General features: G+C 63.2%; 2 protein-coding genes. Both read left to right on the top strand.

The window, feature by feature from the left end:
• Positions 1 to 23,343 carry a DUF4214 domain-containing protein gene (locus tag U9J41_RS09660; protein WP_322401979.1) on the top strand — a complete coding sequence of 7,781 codons (23,343 nt, stop codon included), beginning with the start codon at positions 1 to 3 and terminating at the stop codon, positions 23,341 to 23,343.
• Positions 23,340 to 23,813 (top strand): SMI1/KNR4 family protein, encoded by a 474-nt coding sequence (locus tag U9J41_RS09665; protein ID WP_322401980.1) that lies wholly within the window; start codon positions 23,340 to 23,342, stop codon positions 23,811 to 23,813. Before U9J41_RS09660 ends, U9J41_RS09665 begins: the two co-directional genes overlap by 4 nt.
• Positions 23,814 to 23,833 lie beyond the last annotated feature (20 nt).

The following is a 23,833-nucleotide window of genomic DNA, read 5'->3' on the forward strand; positions in this document are numbered from 1 at the left end:
ATGGTTGCAATCGTTACCGGTAACGGCGCAGGTGTATTGAACAGTTCGGCCAACACCCTTGGCCAGCAAGGCGTCTTCGGCGATTCCACCTTGGGGAAAACCAAGGAAGCAGCCTATGTCAATGTCAGCAACGGCAATCTTGTCGTGCAGGACAAGGACGATTTCCTCGCCTCGCGCGGCTTGAACTTCGCCCTGACCCGTACCTACAATTCCCAGGGAAATTTCGACGACGGTATCGGCGACGACTGGAAGCTGGGCCTGGTCAAGCAGGTGACCGGGCTGACCGGCACCGCCAACACCAGTGGGAGCACTGTCGTCCGGATCGACAGCGACGGTTCGAGTTCGCTGTTTGTCTACAACGAAGGCCAGGGCTGCTATGTTTCCAACGACGGCGCCGGCGCTTACCAGCGCCTCACGCTCAACGACCAGGGCAAATGGATCTGGACCTCGGAGCGCCAGGATGAAACCGGCAACTTCGAAACCTATGACAGCAACCTGAACGAAGGCCGCATCCAGACCGCCGGCCAGAACGGCGAGACCCTGCTCACCTACGGCTACGACACCAATAACCGCCTCGCGTCCGTTACCGACGCGAGCGGGGACGTCACACAGTTCTTCTACGACAGCGCCGGACGCCTCATGATGGAGGCCCTGCCTCCGATCGGGCCCGAGTCGTTCGTCCCACGCACCGTCTATAGCTATGACAGTCAAGGGCGCCTGACTGGCGCCATGACTGCGCTCCAATCCTCCTCTTCGCACAGGACGACCTACCAATACGACGGCGACAGCGACCGCGTCGCGTCGATCGACCAGGGCGACGGCACCACGCTGAGCTTTACGTACGAACTGGTCGGCACCGACTACAAGGTCAAGACCGTGACCGATGCGCTCGGCGCCGTCACGACCTTCGACTACTCGGTCGCGGGCCGTACTACGGTCACCGATCCGATGGGGGTCGCAACCGCCTATGCGTACGACGCCCAGGGCCGGCTCACCGCCGTGATCGGCCCCGTGGTGGGCGGCGTCGGCACCGGCGCCGGCTTCGAATACGACGACTACGGCAATGTGACGAGCGTGACCGACGGACGCGGCCTGAAGACCGTCTACCAGTACGACGGCAACGGCAACCGCCTCTACGAACGCGACGCCGCCGGCGATACGATTACCCGGGAATACGACCTCAAGTCGAACGTGCTGCTGTCGGAGACGCATTATGCCGCGCCCGATCCGGACGGCGACGGCACCGCGACGGCATCGGCGCCCGCCACCACGCGCTACGTGTACGATACATCGAACCGGTTGCGCTTCGTCATCAGCGCCACGGGCGTGGTCAAGGAATACCGTTACAACCAGCTGAACCAGCAAAGCAACACCCTTACTTACCTGTTGAGTACATACGCCTTCAGTACCACAGCGGCGCCGACCGTGGACGACATGCAGACGTGGGTGGCCTCGTCAGCCGTCGACACGGCCCACGTCCAACGCGTCGATTACGCCTACGACGTACGCGGCCAGCTCACCCAGGCCACGACGTCCGCCACTGACGAAACGATCCAGTCCAGCACCACGCATTATTCCTACGGCGCGGCCGGGCTGCTGCTGTCCAGCGTGGACGGCGACCGCAACGTCACGCAATACACGTACGACGGCCTTGGCCGTGTGCTGACTTCCACCGACGCCGCCAATCACACCACCGTCGTCACCTATGACGATGCCCACAACACGGTCGTGACCAGGCAAGCCAACGGCCTCGTTACGACGAGCGTGTACGACGCGCGCGGCGCGCTGCTGACCAAGACCGATGCCGACGCCACGCGCCAGCTGACTTCCGTCCGCTACGCCTACGACGCCGCCGGCCGGCTGCGCCAGACTATCAGCGGCGATTCGCTCAATACGTTCGTGCTGTACGATGCCGCGGGCCGCAAGGCGGGCGATGTCGATGCGGAAGGCTACCTCACCGAGTACTTCTATAACGCGGACAATCAGGTCACCCGCACGCTCCGGTATGCCAACAAGGTCAATGTCATCAACTTGACCGATTCGACCGGACGATGGCGCGACGTATCCATCGCTGCCGTGCGGCCGCCGCGCGACCTCGTGAACGATCGCAGCGTGTGGAACATTTACGACAACGCCGGCAGGGTGTACCGGAGGTTGGATGGCGACGGCGCGATGACCACCAATCACTATGACAGCAACTCGACGCTCCTGTGGTCGTCGACGTCCGACCTCCACGTTAATACCTCGATGTATGCGAATGAAAATGATCTGACTCCAGACAATTTCTACATACCGCAACCGAGCCTCGCCGCCCTTTATTCGCTCAATATTTACGACGCGGATAACCGGCTGATCGGAAAAAAGGACAAATTCGGGCACGTCACCGAGTACCGTTATTCGGGATCGCTCCTCGCCGAGACCATCGACTATGCGGTCTCGGTGCAGTTTTCGACCCCGCCCACGTCGATGGCACAGCTTCGCCCGGCAGCAAACGCCCAGGACATCCATACCCGGAACATCTACGATTCCCGCGGCCTGTTCGCCGGCACGGTCGATGGCGAAAACTACCTGACGACCTTCGACTACGACGCAGCCGGCAATGTCGTCTCGCAACGCCGCTACGCCAAGCCGGTCCAGACGCCGGCCGCGTCCACGCTGAGCGACCTCGGGGCGACCCAAAGCGCGGACGACCAGGTCACGGCCTATACCTACACCGCGCTCAACCAGCTGAACGCCGAAACGGCGCCGGACGGTACGGTCACGCGCTACACCTACGACGCAAACGGCCATGTGACCGAAGTACGTGCCGCGTTCGGCACCACCGACGAGCGCGTGACGACGAGGCGTTATGACGCGCTGGGACGGGTCGCCGCCGAATTGACGCCGCGCGGCACCGCCGCGCTGGCCTCGGCCACGACACAAACGGCCATCGATGCCGTGTGGGCGGCCTACGGCACGTCCTATTCGTACAGCATGACCGGACTGCGGCTGAGCAAGACCGAACCGGGCGACGCGCGCACCGTGTACTACTACGACAAGGATGGCAACCTGCGCTACACGGTCGATGCCGAGGGCGAAGTCGAGGAGCGCAGCTACAATGGATTCGGCCAGGTCGCCGGCATCCGGACTTACGCCACCCGCCTTTCGGCCGCCGCATTGGCGGGACTGCAGGGCGGGCAAAACGACCCGACCATCGACGCGACAATTGCCGCCTTGTCGCGTTCCAGCGACAGCGTCGAAACCTTTGGATACGACGCCATCGGCAGGGCCACACGACACACCGACGCGTCGGGTTACCTGACGACGACCAGCTACGACAACTTTGACCGCCTGGTCAGTCAAGCCCGGCAGAACACGGCAAAGGACGGGGTCATCACAACGTATTATGGATACTCGCTTCCGGCGGTCATCGATTACACGCGCCCCTTCGTTAACAGCACGCTCCACTCGACCCAAGTCAATTACGACAGCTTTGGCCGGGAAATAGCGGACATCAATGGAACCAATGCCCTCTATACCTCGTACGATCGGCTCGGGCGTGTCACTGTCCAAAGAACGGGCAACATCGTTTACGCCACGACCAGCTATGACGCAGCCGGACGGGTGCTGACCCAGACCGACGTCCTCGGCAACGCGACCACCTACGAATACGACACCGCGACCGACAGCTTTACCATGACCACGCCGGAGGGCGTGGCCCACACCACGACCCGCAACCGCTTCGGCCAGACCGTGTCCATCGTGAGTGGCGATGGCAACGCCACCTACTACGCCTACGACGCGGACGGCAACCTCACCTCGGTGAAGGATGCAGACGGCAAGGTCCTCGAAGCGCATACCTATAACGCCAACGACACGGTTGCGACCGATACCGATGCCAACGGCGTGATCACCGCTTATACCTATGACAAGGAAAAGCGCGTCCTGACGCGCACCGTCGCGCCTGGCGACCTCGATCTCACCACGAGCTACACCTACAACGTGACGGGCAAGGTGGCCACCGTCACCGATCCGAACGGCGTCGTGACCGAAACCCGGTACGATGAACAGTTCCGGGTCAAGTCCGTGGTACAGGACGCAAACGGTGCCAAGCGTACCACCAGCTATACCTACGACAGCCGCGGCAACGTCGCGTCGATCACCGATCCGAACGGCGTCGTCACCACTACCCACGAGAGCGAAACCGATTACGGTCGCGTGACGACGGTTCAGGGCGACGGTTCGAACCCGTCCGAGCAACTCGTCTACGACAGCGCCGGCAATAACGTCCTCGTTCGCATCAGCGGTACGAATCCGGCGCTGTCAACCCGTTACGCGTACGACAGCGCGAACGGCACGCTCATGTGCAAACTGGATGCCGACGGCACCGTCACCGCCTACGCCTACGATGCGGACCGCCGCCTGGTCAGCACGACGCGCTACGCGAACCGTAGCACCCTGCCCCAATCCGCCACGAGCCCGGCACAGGTCTTCGACGGTCGCACCATTCTGCGCAGCGTCATCAGCTCGCCAGCCTCCACGATGGACCAGGTGCAGCGTACCGTGTACGACAAGGACGGCCGCGTATTCGCGACCATCGACCCGGCCGGCGTCGTCACCGTCAACCGCGCATTCGACAGCGCAGGACACGTGACCGACCAGATCACGTATGCCCATCGGATCGACACCGGCACATTGTCCGCCAGCCTGACCGAGTCCGTGCTCCAGGGCCTGATCGCGACGCAGTCCCTGTCGGACAGCGCCACCGACCAGCGTCAGCTGATGTTCTACGACAGCCAGGGCCGCCCGATCGAGACCCTGACCGCGCTCGCGCCCACCGCGGACGGACACCCGCAGTGGAAGCTGGACGCCGTACGCCATGACGACAACGGCAACGTGACGGCGCATTCGACGTACACGTATGTGTCGACCGACGGTCTCGACCCGAGCGCCAGCCAGGTCGCCGCCTACCTGGCGGCCGATCCCGTACCGCAGACCTCGGAACGGATGGTTTACGACGCCGCAAACCGCATGACGGCCAGCGCGAAGTTCATCGGTGCGACCACGACCGGTGCCGGCACCGTGTACGCGTGGAGCGTCGTGAAGCAGGAATTCGACAGGAACGGCAATGTCGTGCGCCGCACCACCTTCCACGATGCCCTGACGACCTCGAGCCCGACGGTCAGCGACCTCGACATCAACAACGCCGCGACGGCCACGGCGTCGATCGTGTCGTATGTCTACGACAGCGCGAATCACGTGATCGGCACCGCGACCAGCCTCGGTACGGTGACGTCCTCAGGTCCGGAAACCTCGTACAGCTGGGCCGTCACGAGCAATCAATACGATGCCGCCGGCAATCTGATCCAGACCACCGGATACGCACAACCGTACGCCTCGAGCACATTCGACGCCACGACGCTCAACGCCGTCGTCAATGCCGCGCCCGCGGCCGCCAGCGGCAATCACGTCACGCTCGATGTCTACGACAACCATAACCGCCTGGCGGCCACCGCCGTCGCCTACACGTCCAATGACGCTGGAACCCTGTGGCATGTCACGTCCAACCAGTACGACGATAGCGGCAGGCTGATCAGCCAGACCGAGGTCGGCGACCCGGTTTCGACCAGCAATACCGATTCGGCGCAATCCGTCATCAAGAATTTCCTGGCTGCGCGCACCACCGGCACCAGCGACCGAGTGACGCGCTACGGCTATGACGGCGCCGGACGCAATACCGTCATCATCGGGCCCGACGGCGCCGTCACCGGCATGCAGTACGACGCCAGCGGCAACATCGTCGTGCGGACGCAGTACGCCACGCCGGACACGACGACCACCAGTGTCGCCGCGACGTACGCACCCGCGATCGATGCCGCCAACGACCGTGTCACGCGCACGGTCTACGACCTGGGCAACCGCCCGGTCTTCCAGATCGACGCCGCGGGCCTCGTCACGCAACGGGTCTACGATGACCTGGGCCGGCTGACCGCACTCACGCGCTATGCGACACCGGTCACGAATGCACTGCCGCAGCCGCTCACGGCCGCGAACTTCCCCACGCCCGCGACGAATTCCGCCGACAGCACGATCCGGTACATCAACGACCGCCTCGGCCGCGTCCAGTACACCATCGATCCGGCCGGCTATGTCATGGAAACGCGTTACGACCTGACCGGCAGGATCTCCGACTCGATCCGGTACCGGAACCCCGTGCCGGCCGGCAGCACGGACCAAGCCGTCGTGACCGCGCTCGCTGCCCAAAGCGCCGACGCCGTCACCACGCACTACGGCTACGACAGTCTGGGCCGTCTGACTGCCGAAACGGTCGGTTCCAGCGATATCCCCACGCGCACGAAGTCCTACACCTACGATGCGCAAGGCAACCGCAAGACCTACACCAACGAAGCGGGCAATACCTGGACCTACGACTACGACCTCGCCGGTCGCATGATCAAGGAAACCTCGACCGACCAGTCGCCGGTCACGGCCATCGCCTACGACGCGTTCGGCAACGTCACCGCACAAACCGACACCGACGGAACGCCGGGTGCCTCCCAGCCCGTCAGTCCGGACCACATCCGGCACGTCAACAACATCTACAATGCCCACGGCCTGCTCGCCGCCACGGTCGATGGCGACAACTACCTGACGACCTTCGACTACGACGGGGCAGGCAATGTCGTCTCGAAGCGCCGCTACGCCAAGGCCGTCCAGAATCCGGCCGCGACGACGTTGAGCGGCCTCGGCGCGACCCAAAGCGCGGACGATCAGGTCAGCACCTATACCTACACCGCGCTCAACCAGCTGAACACCGAGACGGCGCCGGACGGCACGGTCACCCGCTACACCTATGACGCGTACGGCAAGGTGACCGAAGTGCGCAGCGCACTCGGCACCACGGACGAACGGGTGACGACGACGCGGTACGACGCGCTGGGACGTGTCATCGCCGAGCTGTCGCCGCGTGGCGCCGCCGCGCTGGTCTCGGCCACGACCCCGGCCGCCATCGACGCGGTATGGGCGACCTATGGGACGTCGTACGCCTACGGCAGCACCGGCCTGCGCCTGAGCAAGACCGAACCGGGCGGCGCACGCACCGTGTACTACTACGACCAGGAAGGCAACCTGCGCTACACGATCGACGCCGATGGCGAAGTCGAGGAACGCAACTACGATGGATTGGGCCAGGTCGCCGGCATCCGGACGTATGCGACCCGCCTCGCGCCTGCCGCGCTGGCGGGGCTGCAAGGCGGGCAGAACGACCCGACGATCGGCAACACGATCGCCGCCTTGTCGAGCACCGGCGACAGCTTCGAAAGCTTCGTCTACAACGCGATCGGCCAGGTGACGAAACATGTGGACGCGTCCGGTTACGAGACGACCTTCGCGTACGGGCTCGACGCCAAGGGAAGCGAGACCATCGGGTCCCTGCAGAATACCGCCAAGGATGGCGTCATCACGACGGCGTACGACTACGACAACCGCGGCAACCTGATCGCCACATTGCCGTTCAATCATCCCGACCTGGCCACCCGGATTGCTTATGACGGTTTTGGCCGCGCGACGACGCAGCTCGATCCGGACGGCCACGTCGTCCTGAGCGCTTACGACAGCCTCGGACGCGTCACCTCGCGGCAGGACGGCAGCAACCCGCCCTCCTCGACCACCTACGACGCCTTCGGACGCGTGCTGACCCAGACCGACAGCCTCGGCAACACGACCACGTACGAGTACGACACCGCGCACGACAGCTTCACCATGACCACGCCGGAGGGCGTGACCCATACCACGACCCTCAACCGCTTCGGGCAAACCGTTTCCATCGTGAGTGGCGACGGCGCGGCGACCTACTACAGCTACGATGCGGACGGCAACCTGACTTCGGTGACGGATGAAACCGGCAAGGTGCTCGAAACGCATGCGTATAACGCCGACGACACGGTGTCGACCGATACCGATGGCAATGGCACGATCACGCTCTATTCCTATGACAAGGAAAAGCGCGTCCTGTCGCGCAGGATCGCCCCGAACAGTCTCAACCTCACCACGAGCTATACGTATAACGCGGCCGGTAAGGTCGCCACCGTCACCGATCCGAACGGCATCGTGACCGAAACCCAGTACGACGAACAGTTCCGCGTCAAGGCCGTGATCCAGGACGCGAACGGTGCAAAGCGTACCACCAGCTATACCTACGACAGCCGCGGCAACGTCGCGTCGATCACCGATCCGAACGGCGTCGTCACCACCACTCAACAAAGCGAAACCGGCTACGGCCGTGTCACGACGGTCCAGGGCGACGGTTCGAAGCCGTCCGAGCAACTCGTCTACGATAACGCCGGCACCAACGTCCTCGTTCGCATTACCGGCACGAATCCGGCGCTTGCGACCCGCTACGCATACGATGGCAATGGCTTGCTCAGGTGCGAGCTCGATGCCGACGGCACCGTGACCGCCTACGCCTACGATGCGGACCGCCGCCTGGTCAGCACGACGCGCTACGCGAACCGTAGCACCCTGCCCCAATCCGCCATCAGTCCGGCGCAGGTTTTCAGTGCGGTCGACATCCTCGGCAGCGTCACGGCCGACGCCGGCGCCGACCATGTGCAGCGGATCGTGTACGACAACGATGGTCGCGTGTTCGCGACCATCGACCCGGCCGGCGTCGTCACCGTCAACCGTGCATTCGACAGCGCAGGCCACGTGACTGACCAGGTCACGTATGCCCATCGGACCGATACCGCCACGCTGCCCGCCGACCTGACCAAGGCCACGCTCCTGGATCTGATCAATGCGGAATCCCACCCCCTGTCGGACAGCGCCAACGATCAACGTCATGTGATGTTTTACGACGGCCAGGGCCGCCTGATCGACACCCTGACCGCGCTCGATCCGGCGACGGACGGGAAACCTCGGTGGAAGCTGGACGCCATCGGTTACGACGGCAACGGCAACGTGAACGAACGTTCGACGTACACCTGGGTCTCAACCGACGGCCTCGACCCGGGCGTCGGCCGGATCGCCGCCTTCGTGGCGGCCAAGCCTGTACCGGAGAGCTCGGTACGCATGGTCTATGATGCGGCGAACCGCATGACCGCGACCGCGCAGTACATCGGCGCGCGCACGACCAGTACCGGCACCGTGTACTCGTGGAGCGTCGTGAAACAGGCGTTCGACAACAACGGCAATGTCGTGAGCCGTACCACCTACCGCGACGCCCTGACGACCGCGAGCCCGACGGCCAGCGACGCCGACGTCAACGGCGCCCGGTCCGCAACGACGTCGATCGTTTCGTATATCTACGACAGCGCGAACCGCGTGATCGGGACCGCGACCAGCCTCACCGCGACCACGGCGCCTGGGTCGGATCCCGTGTACACCTGGGCGGTTACGAGCAATCAATACGATGCCGCCGGCAATCTGATCCAAACTACCGGGTATATACAACCATTACCGTCGAGCACATTTGACGCCGCGTCTCTTAGTTCCCTTGATGCGTCTACGCCAAGAAACGGTAGACATGCCACTCTCTATTTCTACGATAACCATAACCGCGTGGCCGCCATCGCCACCAGTTTCTCCACACCGCTGTTTGCGACGTATTGGAAGATCACTACCAATCAATACGACGATAGTGGCAGGCTAAAAACACGAACCGAATTTTCCACGCCCGTTTATGTTAACAACGGGACCCTCGGTGCGCCGGCAGTGGATATGGTCAAGAGGTTCCTCGCTGCGCCGCGCACCGACAGCACCAAGGACCGTGTGACGCATTACGGCTACGACCCGGCGGGCCGCAATACCGTCATCATCGGGCCCGACGGTGCCGTCGTCGGGATGCAGTACGACACCAACGGCAACGTCGTCGCACAGACACAATACGCTACTCGGGACACGACGACTGCCGATATCGACGGCAGTTACACCCCCGCGACCGATGCCGACAACGACCGCACCACGCGCACGATCTACGACCAGGACAACCGCCCCGTCTTCCAGATCGACGCGGCCGGCTACGTCACCAAGCAGGCCTACGATGACTTGGGCCGGCTGACGGCGCTCACGCACTACGCGACACCGGTCACGGGCAAGTTGACCCAACCGTTCACTCCGGCCACCGATCCCGCCGACCGGACGGTCCGCTACATCCATGATCGCATTGGCCGCGTCCAGTGCACCATCGATCCGGCCGGCTATGCCACGGAGACGCGTTACGACCTGGCCGGCAGGGTCACCGACTCGGTCCAGTACCGCTATCCCGTCGCCGCCGGCAGCTCGGACCAGGCCGTCATGATCGCGCTCGGCACCCAAAGCGCCGATGCCGTCACCACGCATTACGACTACGATAGCCAGGGGCATCTGATTACCGAAACGGTGAGCTCCAGCGATATCGCCACGCGCAGAAAGTCCTACACCTACGACGCGCAAGGCAACCGCAAGTCCTTCACGAACGAAGCGGGCAATACCTGGACCTACGACTACGACCTCGCCGGCCGCATGATCAAGGAAACGTCGCCGACGGTGAACAGCTACGGCGACGCCAACACGGCAAGCCCGCAGGCGCTGGTCACACGCTTCGACTACGACACGTTCGGCAACGTCACCAGCCGGACGGAGGCCGACGGTACTGCGGAGGCCCGCACGACCAGCTATGGCTACGACCTGCAGAACCGGCAAACCTCGACCAGCCAGGGATCGATCAACGTCTACGACGAATCGGACCCGATGCAGGCAACGACCGGCGGTACCGCGGCGTCGCGCAGCAGTACGGCGTCCGAGCGGGACTCCGGCCTGCGCACGACAACCGTGGTGTACGACGCTTTCGGCGATGCGGTGCAGAGCTCGCAAAGCACCGGCGCCGGCAGCAGCTTCAAACTGTACGACAACGCCGGGCGCGTCAAATACGAGGTCGACGCCGCCGGCTATGTCACCGCTTACGACCGCAATACGTTCGGCGACGTTACCCGCATCACGCGCTACGCGCAGCAACCCGGTGCGGCCGCGTCCGTCAGCACGGATGCGATGCGGACGGCCCTGGCCACACTGGACGGGAGCCAGAACCGCACGATCGACACCACCTACGACAAGCTGGGCCGCGCCGTCAAGACGACCGAAGCCGCGGGCCTGATCTACGACCAGGCGGGCACCGGCGGCGTGACGGACATCCAGGCCACAAAGGTCACACAGACGCGGTACGACAGCTTCGGAGAGGTCCAGTCGCAATCGAGCTTCGGCGTCGACGACAAGGGTCACGTCGTCACCCAGGCCACCGAGACGCGCTTCAGCTACGACAATCGCGGCAACAAGACCGCGCAGTTCGCCGTGCTGCACCAGGCCGACGTCGTCGCCGACAAGTCGGGCTACGTCACCGAATACCGGTATGACTACGCCGGCCGCCTGACCGATACCGTCGAACAGGTCGCCGCGACGACGGGCTGGAAGGACGGCGGCACCGCCTTCGTGGACATGTCCGGAAACGATCGCGGCACCAGGAGCGCGTATGACGGCGCCGGCAACCTGCTCAGCGTCACGCAGCGCAACGTGCAGTACGTCGATACCGCCAGCAGCGGCACCACGGCCACGCGCGGCGACCTGACCACCCGATACCAGTACGACCTGCTGGGCAACCAGACCGCCGTCATCGATGCGCTCAAAGGCGCCACCTATACCACGCGCGATGCGCTCGGCAGGATCACTGCCGTGGCACATCTGCAACTCGACCCGGTCAGCCACCTGCAGACCGGCCCGTCGCAACTGACGCTGTACCGCCTTGACGTCCTCGGCAACGCGGTAGCGACCATCGATCGCGCCAACGGCGCGACGCTGGCGGTCACCGATCCGCAAACCGGCCTGAGCGATGGCGGTCCGGACGACGCGCGCTACAAGTCGGGCCCGTCGGACCCGGTGCATGACCGCGTCACCTCCTACACCTACGACGCCGACGGCCACGTCACGCAGAAGATCGACGCCGATGGCCACGCCAGTTTCACCTCCTACGACGTACTTGGCCGGGTCGCCAAGGAATGGCAGATCGTGACCGACGCCGGTCAACAGGAAATCGCGTTCACGGTCACGAAATATGACGCGGTCGGCCACGTCGTCGAGACGATCAATCCAGGCAATGTTCAAAATGGCCAGGACCTCGGGTCCCTGAAGCCTGTACACCATCTCACGGACTACAACGGCTTTGGCGAGGTGACGTCCCGCAGCATCAGGGACGACAACAATGCCGGCGCCGGCACCGTCGTCTACGAACACAGCGCCTACGACAACCTTGGCCGCCTGTGGCGTACGGACGCCGGCGACGGCATCGACAAGGTGCGCCTGTTCGACATCCAGGGCCGGGTCACCGTCCAACTGGTGAGTGCGGACGGGAAGGATCCGCACGCGCTGATGAGCATGGCCTCCGCCGCGCAGGCCGAGCTCGCGCCGAACCTGATGCGTACCGAGACCCGCTACGACCTGCTCGGCCATGTCGTCGACGTCGCCCTGCCGGATGCCCGCCTGATGATCCTGCAACGCACCTCGGGTGGCGCGTGGGCCGTGGTGCCGCTCGATAACGCGGCGGCCGGTTCCGACACGTCGCTCGTGCTCATCCGCGACGCCAACGTACAAGGCCAGACGCCCGCGTTCGCCTACAAGAAAAAGGACGACGTCCAGTGGATCGATGGCGGTGCCCGCGTCCAGGTAGTCGACGGCTACATGGTATTCAATACCGCCGGCCTCGAGGGCGGCGACTACGATTACCAGGTGACCACGAACGGCGTGCCGGGCGACCAGGGTACGCTCTCGATCGCCGCGACGGCGTCGACGACCGCCCAGTCGCGCATCATCGAGTTGTACAGCGTGCTGCTGGACGCCTATCCGGATGGACAGGCGCTCAATGCCGCAGTCGCACGCCTGAACAGCGGCGTCAGCCTGGCCACCATCGCCGCCGACCTGCTGAATACGAAAGACGTGGGCACTCGCCTGACCGGCAGCGCGATGGACGTGATGACCCGCATCTTCCAGGACGCCTTCAACCGCACCGGCGCGGCCGGCGATTCGACGTATGTCGCCGACATCGGCAAATGGGCGACGCGTTTCGGCGCCACCGGCGGCACCTATGCGGCCACGCAGGCCGGGCAGGCGATCGTCGACATGATCAACGAGGTGCGCAACGACACCGGCAGCATGCCCGCGATGGTCGCGGCCCGCGCCCGGCTGAAAGCGCGCGCCGACACCGGCGTCGCTTATTTCGTCACCGGCGGCGGCAACGACGCCAAGGACGCCAAGCAACTATACCAGGACGCGACGACGAACAACGCGGCCGTGCCCCAGGAGGCGGCCGATCTGGCAAAAGCCGACCGGCAGCGCACCGAGGTCGCGCAGCTCTATGTGACGCTGCTGCGCCGCCCACCGGAGCCCGCCGGCATGGATTACTGGATGAAGCAGGCCGACGGCACCCAGTCGAACATGGCCGCGCTGGCGAGCGCCATCATCGCGGATTCGGAAGTCGACGATCTCGGTCTCAATGCCTCCGCAAACGACGAGTTCATTCTTGGCCTCTTCCGTAACATGCTGGGCCGCGACCCGGACGGCGCGGAACTCGCCAGGTGGACCCAGGTCGCGGCATCGAGCGGCAAGGGACAGGCCGTCGCGGCCTTGATTACGGAAATCGCGCACTACCAGGGCGACGACGCCCAGCTGCTCGCGGACAAGGCGCTGTACAACCTGAAAGTCACGGTGGCGCTGGGCTACAACCGCGACCTGTCGCCCGCCGTGACGCAACAGTACTCCGTGGACGTCGGCCGCGCGATCCTGGCCGCCGTGCACCCCGGCGACACGGTGCAAAGCGCACTGGACTCGGCCGTCAAGAACCTGCAGGCGCAAATCGATATCGGCGCGCAAGCCTCCCAGGCGGCATCGACCGCGGCCGACGACAAGGCGTTGCAGGACCTGCACCGTTCGCTTGCACAAGCATACGTCGTCATTCTCGGCCGCGCGCCCGACAAAGGCGGGCTGGACTACTGGACCGATATCATCTGGAGCAATACGGCGTCACTGGAAGCCGTCGCGACGAACCTGGTGTCGAGCCCGGAAAGCGCCATGGCCAATCTGTATGGCGCCGACTTCGTCAATGCCGTGTACGCAGGTATCGGACGCCAACCGACGAGCGCGGAACTGCAGCAGTGGACCGGCATGCTCGATGGCGGCGCCAGCCGCGGCAAGGTCGCGCTGGCGATCGCCGACAGCTTCGCCGACTACAGCGGCACTTCGGCATCCGACCAGACGCTGCGCTCGCTGATAAGGAACCGCACGGCCGTTGCCGAGACCTATTCCACCATCATGGGCGGCAACGACGCGAGCATTGCCCGACAGATCATTAACCAGGTCACCGCCACGGACATGAGCGCCGCACTGCAATATGGTGCGAGCCAGATGGCCACCGTGATCGCGCAGAACATCACGGACAACGCCAACGCCGCGACCTCGGCCAGCCAGCTCGAGAACAGCGCGGCGACCGCCGTCGACAACGAGCTGCTTCTCAAGGCCTCGCTGGACGCTGCCAACAATAACGCCAGCTCACCGCTGTCGTCCGCGGTGCTGGGCGTGGCGCAGCTGTATGTCGGCCTGCTGATGCGTGGCCAGCCGGGTCATCCGGCACCGGATTTCGCCGGCCTGAGCTTCTACGTCAACCAGATGCAGGCCGGCAGTTCGCTGGCCGAGGTGGCGCAGGGCATGCTCGACAACACCGAGGGCAAGGGCGTGTTCGCGCCCAGCCAGAGCAACACGGACTTCGTGCGCCAGCTGTTCCAGCAGGTCGTCGGCCGTGCACCGGATGCGACCGACCTGTCTTACTGGACGGGTCAGCTCACCGGCACGCGCGGCACCCTGGCGGTCAATCTGATTGCCTCGTTCGAAACCACGACCTACACCGACACCAACCCGAACAAGGCCAGTGAGCTCGATCTGCGGGCCGCATTCAACACCAAGGTCGGCACGGCGATCGCGGCCATGGAGCAAGGCGCGCAGTCGCTGATCAGCCAGACGAGCACCGCGCTCACCGCTGCCGACACCGCCGCCAATGCCGCGACGGCGGCGGTGTCCGCGCAGAATGCCACGGCCAGCTATCTCAATGGCGCAGGTGCCGACGTCAGCTCGACGCTGGACCTGGTACGCCTGTACGTGGGCGTCCTCAATCGTGGCCCCGGCCGAACCCTGCCGCTGGATCTCGCTGGTCTCAACTACTGGCTGAACGCAGCGCAGGGCAACTCCCTGGCCGCCATCGCGGACATGATGCTGGACAACGCCGAGGGCAAGGCGCTCTATGCCAATGCCACCGACAATGCAACCTTCCTCAGCCAGTTGTCGCAGCAGGTGCTGGGGCGCGCGGCAGGCGCAGCGGAAAGCCGTTACATGAATGAGCTCGCCCAGGGCCAAACCCGCGGGACAGTGGCGGCGCAAATGATCAGCGACCTGGTGTCGCTGAACAGCACCGACCCAGCCGAGCAAGCCCGTCGCACCAGCTTCGATCTGGTCGTCTCGCAGGCCATGAAACAGGTCGACCCGAACGGCCTGGGCTCGGCCCAGCAGATTGCCGACGCGCTCGCCGCGGCAAAGACTGCCGCCGCCAGCGCCCAGACCGCGCTGACTAACGCGACGACGGCACTAAACAACGCGAAAGCCGCCAAGGTCGAAGACGACCCGACCGTCCAGGCCGCCGAACGCGCCGCCGCGCAGGCGTCGACCACATTGAATACGCCGTACTTCGCCAGTGTGGTCGACCTGTGGACGGCGTACGGCAAACCGGTAACATACGATGGTCTGGTACAGGCAATGGCCGCGTTCCCGCCCAACGCGACCACCGCCCAGGTCAACGCCGTCATGTCGTCCCTGGCGGCGGCATGCGTCGGCGCGTACGATCCGGCAAACCGCGCCGGCTTCATCTCCAGCCTTTATCAAAAGGTGTTGCAGCGTACGCCCGACAGTGCGGGTCTGAATTACTGGCTGGCGCAAAACCTGGGCAGCGATGCCGGTTCGATCGCCTACAACTTCTACATCGGCGCCCGGGCGGAGCTGGACAGCACGGTAACGATCGCGCGCGCGGATTTTTCCGGCGAATGCAGCGATGCGATCAACGTCGTCAATGGGTTCCTTCAGCAAGCGCTCCAGGCGCCCTCCACCGCGCGCACCACCGCGGCGACGAATCTCGCCGCGAAAATCCAGCAGGCTCAAGACGACTATGACGCCAAGAACGCGGTTTACAACAAGGCCGTCACCGACGCCAACGACGCCCAAACCGCGCTCGACAAAGCCAAAGGCGTGCTGACTACCGCAGACTCCGACGTCACGACTACCGAAAACAAGTTCGACGACGCGTATCTTGCCTGGTTCCATTTCGACGACATTGCCGATGACGTACAGACCGTCAAAAACGCCAAGAACGCATGGCTTGACGAACAAGCCGCCGTAAACTCGTCTCATTTCGGCGAAGCTGTTCAGATCCTGACGGCGTTTCACGGGTTCGGCATCGGCAATGCCACGTACTATACCCTCGAGATGCAGGCCGGCACGCTGTCAAACGTCAACTTGGCCGGCATACTCGCGAGCGGCGACTACAGCAACCGGCTCGCATTTTTCACCGGCTTGTACTCCCAGGTCCTGGGCCGGTCCACGCACCTGGTGAACGGTCAGGATGAAGCACAGTGGTGGGTCGAACACGAGACCACGTCGAACAGAAGCCAGGCGGCCTACGATTTTTATTCCGCAGCATTGAGTGAGCTGAGCCAGGGCTCTTTCCCGAATACGGTTCAGGCGAACAAGTCGAGCTGCATATCGAACGTCCCCGTCAAAGAGCAATACTACGACACCATTAAACAAAAGACCCAGGCTGACCTCGACGCTCAACTTTGGCCATTGAACGTGGCCAAGAATGATACATACAACGCTTGGCAGGCAGCCCTGACGGCGCAAACCAAAGCAAAGAACGACGTCAGCACGGATACCGATACGCTCGCGACAGCAATCGATACGCGTAATAACGATCTGAAAGATCGGGACAACGCCGCCACGGCCCTGAACAACCTCAAGAACACGTCGATCGAGACCGATCCCGCGGTGATCGCCGCTGATCAGCTGGCCAGCAAGGCGCGCGCGATCCAGGCCATGGACCTCGGCAGCGTCCTGTCCCTCATGGTCGCCTTCGGCCACCCCAGCCCGTCGTTTGACGAACTGTATGGACTGGTGGGACATAGCCTGCAACAGATCGCTGCGTCCTACGTTGGCGTACTGAACGACAGCACGCGCGCGGCGTTCGTCCAGAACCTGTTCCAGACTGTTCTGCATCGTGCGGCCGATCCGGGTGGCCTCGACTATTGGATGCAGGCGAGTTACGCCTATACCGACGCCGGCAGCCTGGCGTATGACTTCTATACGTCATCGCTGGACGAGCTGAGCATGCACAACGTCGACCTGCACATTGCGCGCACGACTTGGGCAAGCGAATGGAGTGCGGCCCGCGCCAAGGCCGTCGGTCTGTGCACGAACATCATCAACGCGGTAGACCCGACCCGCCAGGCCGCCAAGGCCAGGCTCGACGCGGCGACCGCCGCTGCCCAGACCGCGTACAACAACGCGGTCACGGCAAAATCGACTGCAGACCAGACCGTCATCCTCCGCACACTGGACTCGGCCATCTTCGCGGACAACTATGCCCTGAGCGCCGACCAGGCATTGGTCGCCTCAGTCACCGCCGCCGCGTCCCTGCAATCTCTGATGACCCTGCTGCGGACGCAGACCGGCATGGACATCAAGGCAACGCACGACGACCTGACCAAGGAATTGAATGCCTTGAACGCCCAGTCGCCTGCCCTCGAGCAGGACGTCCGAGTGGCGGCCGCCCAGGCCAATTACGCCGCCGGCCAGGCGGAAGTCGCGCGCACCGAACAGGCGGTGACCAACGGCGCCTTCCTGAGCAACCAGGCCGTCAAGGTGGTGCAGTACTACCAGGTCCTGCTCGGCCGGAGCCCGACGATGCAGGAATACGCCGACGCAATCGTCCTGATGAAGATCGGTGGCGGCCTGGACGCCCTCGCCGCACGGCTCATCAGCCGGAATCCGGGTGTCTTCTCCACCCAGATGAGCGATTCCGATTTCGTCCAGCTGATCTACCGTAACGGACTGAACCGGAACTTCGACGGCGACCCGCAAGGGCTGTCGTACTGGACGAGCAAACTCACCGGCGCTCAGCCGATGACCCGCAGCCAGCTGGTGTCGTCCATCCTCGACAGCTTCGTGGTGTCGAGCAACGCCGATACCGTCAAGTTCGAGCAGATGATGGGTGGCCGCCTGACCGATCTCGCAGCGGCATTCCGGTCGATGCCGACCGATCCTGCCGCGTACGAGCAAATCAATGCAAGCGCGCTGCACGCGGCAGAAAACCTGGCCGAGGCTAGCGTACCGTCCACGCCGATGTCCAATCAGGAACTCGGCCTCGCACAGGTGTATATCGGCTTGTTCGGCCGTGAACCGGATACCGCCGGCTTCATGTACTGGCTCGACGCCATGCAACAGAATCTGTCGCTCGACGGCGTGGCGCAGTCCATGTTGACCTACAGTCCGGAGGCCGAACACGCCTTCCCCGCGGCGATGTCGCCCGAGGATTTCGTCAAGCAGGTCTTCAACAACCTGGGCCGCAACCCGACCGGCTCCGAAGTGTCCGCCTACGCCGCCCTGGTCAGGAACAAGGGCCGCGGCGCGGCGGTGGTGGCGATCACGGGCGATGCGGCAAACTACACCGGCGGCGACCTGGCGGCGGAAACGGTCCGCAATCGCCTGAATGGCTTCGTCGATGCCGCCATGCGCAAGATTGCCGCCGATTCGCCCAATTTCATGGGCGACCTGCAATCGGCCAAGCAAGCCCTGCAGACAATCGGCGACACCCGTCCATACCTCTACAACGTGGAGCAGGTCAAGGCGTCGGACCTCACCGTCCAGGGTAATCACCACGTCAGCCGCGGGTTCGACAAATACGACGTCGACCGCTGGGGCAACGTGCTGACCGTGACCGACGAGCGCAACCCGGCATGGAAGACCACCTATACCTACGACGCCAACAACCAGCTGCTGACTACCACGGCACCCGATACCGGCACCGGCGCCAACACCACCGCCGCCGGCTATGACGAGCTGGGCCGCCAGGTCATGGCGGAGGACGCGCGCGGCGACGTGAACGTCCAGCACTACGACAGCGACGGCAATCTCGTCGAAGAGGATCGTGCCGACGGCAGCCAGGCGACCTACCGGTACGACGCTTTCGGCGACCGCACCAGTACGTTCCAGGGTTATTACAGCCTCGAGAATTCTCAGGGCACGGGCGGCCTCGCCACCACGTACGAGTACGACAACCTCGGCCACATGACGTCGAGCACGAGTGCGGCCGTCGACGTCTATACCGCTGCGGACCTCAACGGCAACGGTACTGCGGGCGACATGCTGGCGACCAATCTCGGCAGCCTCGGCGTCGTCACCCGATACGCCTACGACGAGCTGGGACGCCAGACCTCGCTCACGGTGGGCGACAATGGCGGCCACGCGCCCCTGGTCAACACGACCACGCGTTACGACCTGTCGGGCAACGTGATCAAGAGCAGCAACGGCGACCGCGCAACCAACAGCAGTTATGACGCGTCGAACCGCCTCGTGTGGCGCCAGGACCCGACCGGCGCAACCATGAGCTGGCATTTCGGCGCCGATGGCCGCCTGCAGGGCCACACCGAAATGTCGGGCGCCGTGGCGACATACACGTACAGCGCGGCAGGCCAACTGCTCACCCAGACGTCGACGGCCACCCCGGCCACCGGCGCCGGCCAGGATCTGACCTATACCTACGACGCCGTGACCGGGCGCCTAATCGGCATCCAGGACGCTGTCCTCGACAAGACGACGGTCTACGATTACGACGCCGCCGGCAACCGGACGCTGGAACAGACCACGCAGGCCGGCCAGATCGTCCAGGACCAGAAGATCGAATTCGACGCCCAGGGCCGCATCTGGAAAGTGCACTCGAATGTCACCGGTGCCAACTACGAGGTCGTCTACACCTACGACGCAGCGGGCAATCGCAGGAACGTGCGGACCACCTATACGAACGATGGCGGCGCGGAAAACGTCATCTCGGTCGACAGCGACTTCGATGCCCTCAACCGGCAGGTGTCCAGCACGAGCACCACGACAACCACCTCGGCCGACCGGCGGACCTACAACGAACGGTACGACCAGTATTACGAGGACGGCCAGACCATCTCCTCCGAGACCGAATCGGACACGATGCGCTACGACGGCGGGGGCAACCGGGTCGAGGAAATCCAGGTCAAGAACGGAAAGGCCACGGATTCGATGTACGGCTACGATGCCCTGGGCCGGCTTTCCACCGTGTCGCAAGGCGGCGTCGTCGTCGGCTACCGCCACTACGATGCGGCCGGACGCGTCGTCGAAAGCCTGGACAACAACCAGATGACGACCTACGCCTACGACCGGTATGGCGACCTGCAGCGCCAGCGCGTGACCGGCACCGGCGGGCATGGCGACTACAAGTACGACATCTACTACAGCGACAGCAACGGCAAGGCCCTGTATGACGCGGCCGGCAACCTGCTGGGCTACGACGTCGTCAACCAGTCGTCGAACCGCGGCAGCGTCGATAAGCACTATGACATGGCCTACAACATCGTCGGCGACAGCTGGAAAGAAGGCACCGAGACCGTCCGCAACGGCAGCGGGAACCTTGCGACGACGACCAACCACTACGACGCCAACGGCGACCTCGCCCAGGTCGACGAAGGCGGCGCCAGCCCGAGCGACACCACCCTGGTCAACGACGCCCAGGGCAAGGTGCTCAGCCGCCAGGTCGGCGGCCGGGTGACCCACAGCCTGATCGTGAACGACCAGCTGATCGGCAGCAGCGACAACAGCTTCGAATCGTTCAGCACCACGTTCGACCCGGTCACCTCGCCGACGATGACGGCGGCGCCGAGCGTGTACACAGTGCAATCGGGCGACACGCTCGAAAGCATCGCCAAAGCGGTCTGGGGCGACTCGACCCTGTGGTATCTGATTTCGGATGCCAACGGCGGCCTGCACAACACCGGCCTCAGTGCCGGCGCCCAGTTGAGCATCCCGACCCGCGCCAGCACGACCCGTAACGACTTCCAGAGCTTCAAGTCCTACGACCCGAGCAAGGCCGTGGGCGACACGACGCCGACGCTGGCCGACCCGTCGTCCGGCGGCGGCGGCGGCCATTGCGGCACGCTGGGCAAGATCCTCGTGGTTGCAGTGGCGGTGGTCGCAACCATTTATACCGCGGGGGTCTTGAGCGGCGCGGCGGCTAGTTCTTTCAGTGCCGCGATGTCTGCCGGGGCGGGAGCACTCGGCGCCGTCGGCGGTGCCGGCACCCTCACCATCGGCGAAAGTCTGGTCGCCGGCGCCGCTGGCTCCATCGCCAGCCAGGCATTTGGCGACGCCGCGGGGATCACCAGCGGCTTCGACTGGCGCAGCGTTGCGCTGAGCGCGGCCGGCGCCGGCGTGAGCAGCGGACTCGCCAATAACTTCAGCGCCCTCAGCGGCGCAGGGCCGGGCGCAGTCGTTGCACGCGCAGCCGCGGCATCGGCTGTGACGCAAGGCGTGGCAGTCGCAACCGGCCTGCAGTCGAGCTTCAGCTGGCGCGCCGTCGCCGCGTCGGCGGCCGGGGCGTATGCCGGTCAGCAGGTTGGCGAGGCACTGCACGGTAGCGAGGCCATGCGCAGCGTGTTTGGGACCGGAGCGACAGAGAAGTTCGCGGAAAGCGCCGCCAGCAGTTTTGCGGCAGGTACCACGGTGGCGGTGTTCAACGGTGGCAAGTACAATGTCGCGCAGGTGGCGACGGATGCGTTTGGCAATGCGCTGGGCAACAGCTTGGCAGCGCAAACGGGCAGCGGCGGACAGCAAATTGCCAGTAGCGGCTCGGTAGGCTCGTCCGGTACTAGCGGCGCAACTGGCTCGGGAACTGATGTGCAACGTGTCGTCGATAACTACTTTGCGGCAGGCGACAAGAACAATTTGGCGCTTGGCGTGTTTGATACGTCGGATCTCAATGTTCCACCAAATATTGGCAACGCTGGTGGAGCATTGCCGCCGATTCCTGCAGTTAGCCTTCCCCAGATCAATATCGCGGCAGCTGCGGCGAGTAGCGAACTACGTTCGGGCGACGACTTGCACGGCTACAACACATACTGGGGTTTGAAGGCTAATGCGGATGGTCAGATAGCAAGCAACATTGGCGGAACTACCTATCACATGACTATGGCCGAGCGCGTTGACTCGGCGCTTGCTCGGACAAGTGACTGGGTTGATGAGCAAGCACAAAACGTTGCAGATAGCGGCGTGCAAGCCATTCGTGACGGGAATAACGGTCTTGCAGCCTATCAAGCGTTCATGTACACCCCCACCAAAACTTTGGCGAATGTGATCAACGGGGTCATCAATTTGCCGCGACTGGCTACTAGTAACGAGATGGTGCCGAATCTTGTGAGTGCTGTGGAGCATCCGTCGCAAACATTCAATCAGATCGTAGACGCAGCAAAGTCAAATTCATTACAGGACAACACGGCCATGGCGTTGTCGATGCTGGTACCATTTGCGCCGAAGTTGGCTGAAAGTGCAGGGTCGCTCGGCCGCGTTGGTACATTCCTGGACGGTACGGTAGGGTATAGTGCGGAGCGTGGGGTGACGTTGACGACCGCAGAGGGTTCGTTTAACGTTCGTTCTCCGATTTTTGTGGATTCGCCTGCAGGACAGCTGAATTCTGGCATACCGATAGATTTCAGAAATCCGTTCGTGCCGCAAAGTGTCAACGAAACACTCATCCCGTCAAATCTCTCATCTGAAACATCTGCCGTTTATGACGAAATCAATGCGACTCGTTCTGGCATCGTACCGCGCTTGCCGAGAGAAACTAATTCCAATATTGATTCGATTATTAAGAATTCCGATGACACGACGACAATTACCATTAAATCAGCTGACCCCTCCCTAAATGGGGTGAAAGTAAATTATGGTGCGGAAGGCTTTCCTGATTACAGCCCTTATCTTAATCAAGACGGAATAAATACGGTTAAAATTAAGATGACTGGTAGCCGAAACGGCGACTTCGCCGCAGCCAACAAACTTGCTGGCTATGGAGAAACAGCCAACGACACGCCAATCGGTTATACTTGGCATCACAATGAGAATTTGGGCCTTATGCAACTTGTAAACGAAGACGTACATGCATTGACACCACACACCGGTGGCGTTGCCATCTGGCAGCGTGCGTTCGGTATCTCCTACGATGGTCCACTATGACATTCGCTATCAAAAAGCAATTTGTTCCTTTGGTTGATGAGTCAGCCGTCGCTTCACTAGAGGCGACGCTGGGCTACGCTTTGCCTTCAGACTATCGTCAGTTCTTGCTGACTAAAAACGGTGGCGAGCCTGCTAACCCTGTTTTTAATATATTTGGTGTCGGAAAGGGTTACAGCAATTCTTCGGTTCGCTATTTTTTTTCAATCTCCGAAAAGTCGACCTTCAGCCTGAAGTACAAGTATGAAATCTACGCAAGAGCGGGACGTATAGCCAAAGAGATGCTACCTATCGCAACTGACGCTGGCGGAAACTTGGTCTTGCTGGCTATCGCAGGCGAACAGATTGGAAAAGTCTTCTTTTGGAATCATGATGTTGAAGGTCTCACGGACGATCCCGCTTCGTCAGAGCATCTGGCGTTCGTAGCAAATTCGTTCAAAGAATTCTGCGACCGATTACTTCCATTCAGTTAAGTCTAACTGCACGCCAAGTA

It is taken from the genome of Massilia luteola, from assembly GCF_034420155.1.
Classification (GTDB): domain Bacteria; phylum Pseudomonadota; class Gammaproteobacteria; order Burkholderiales; family Burkholderiaceae_D; genus Telluria; species Telluria luteola.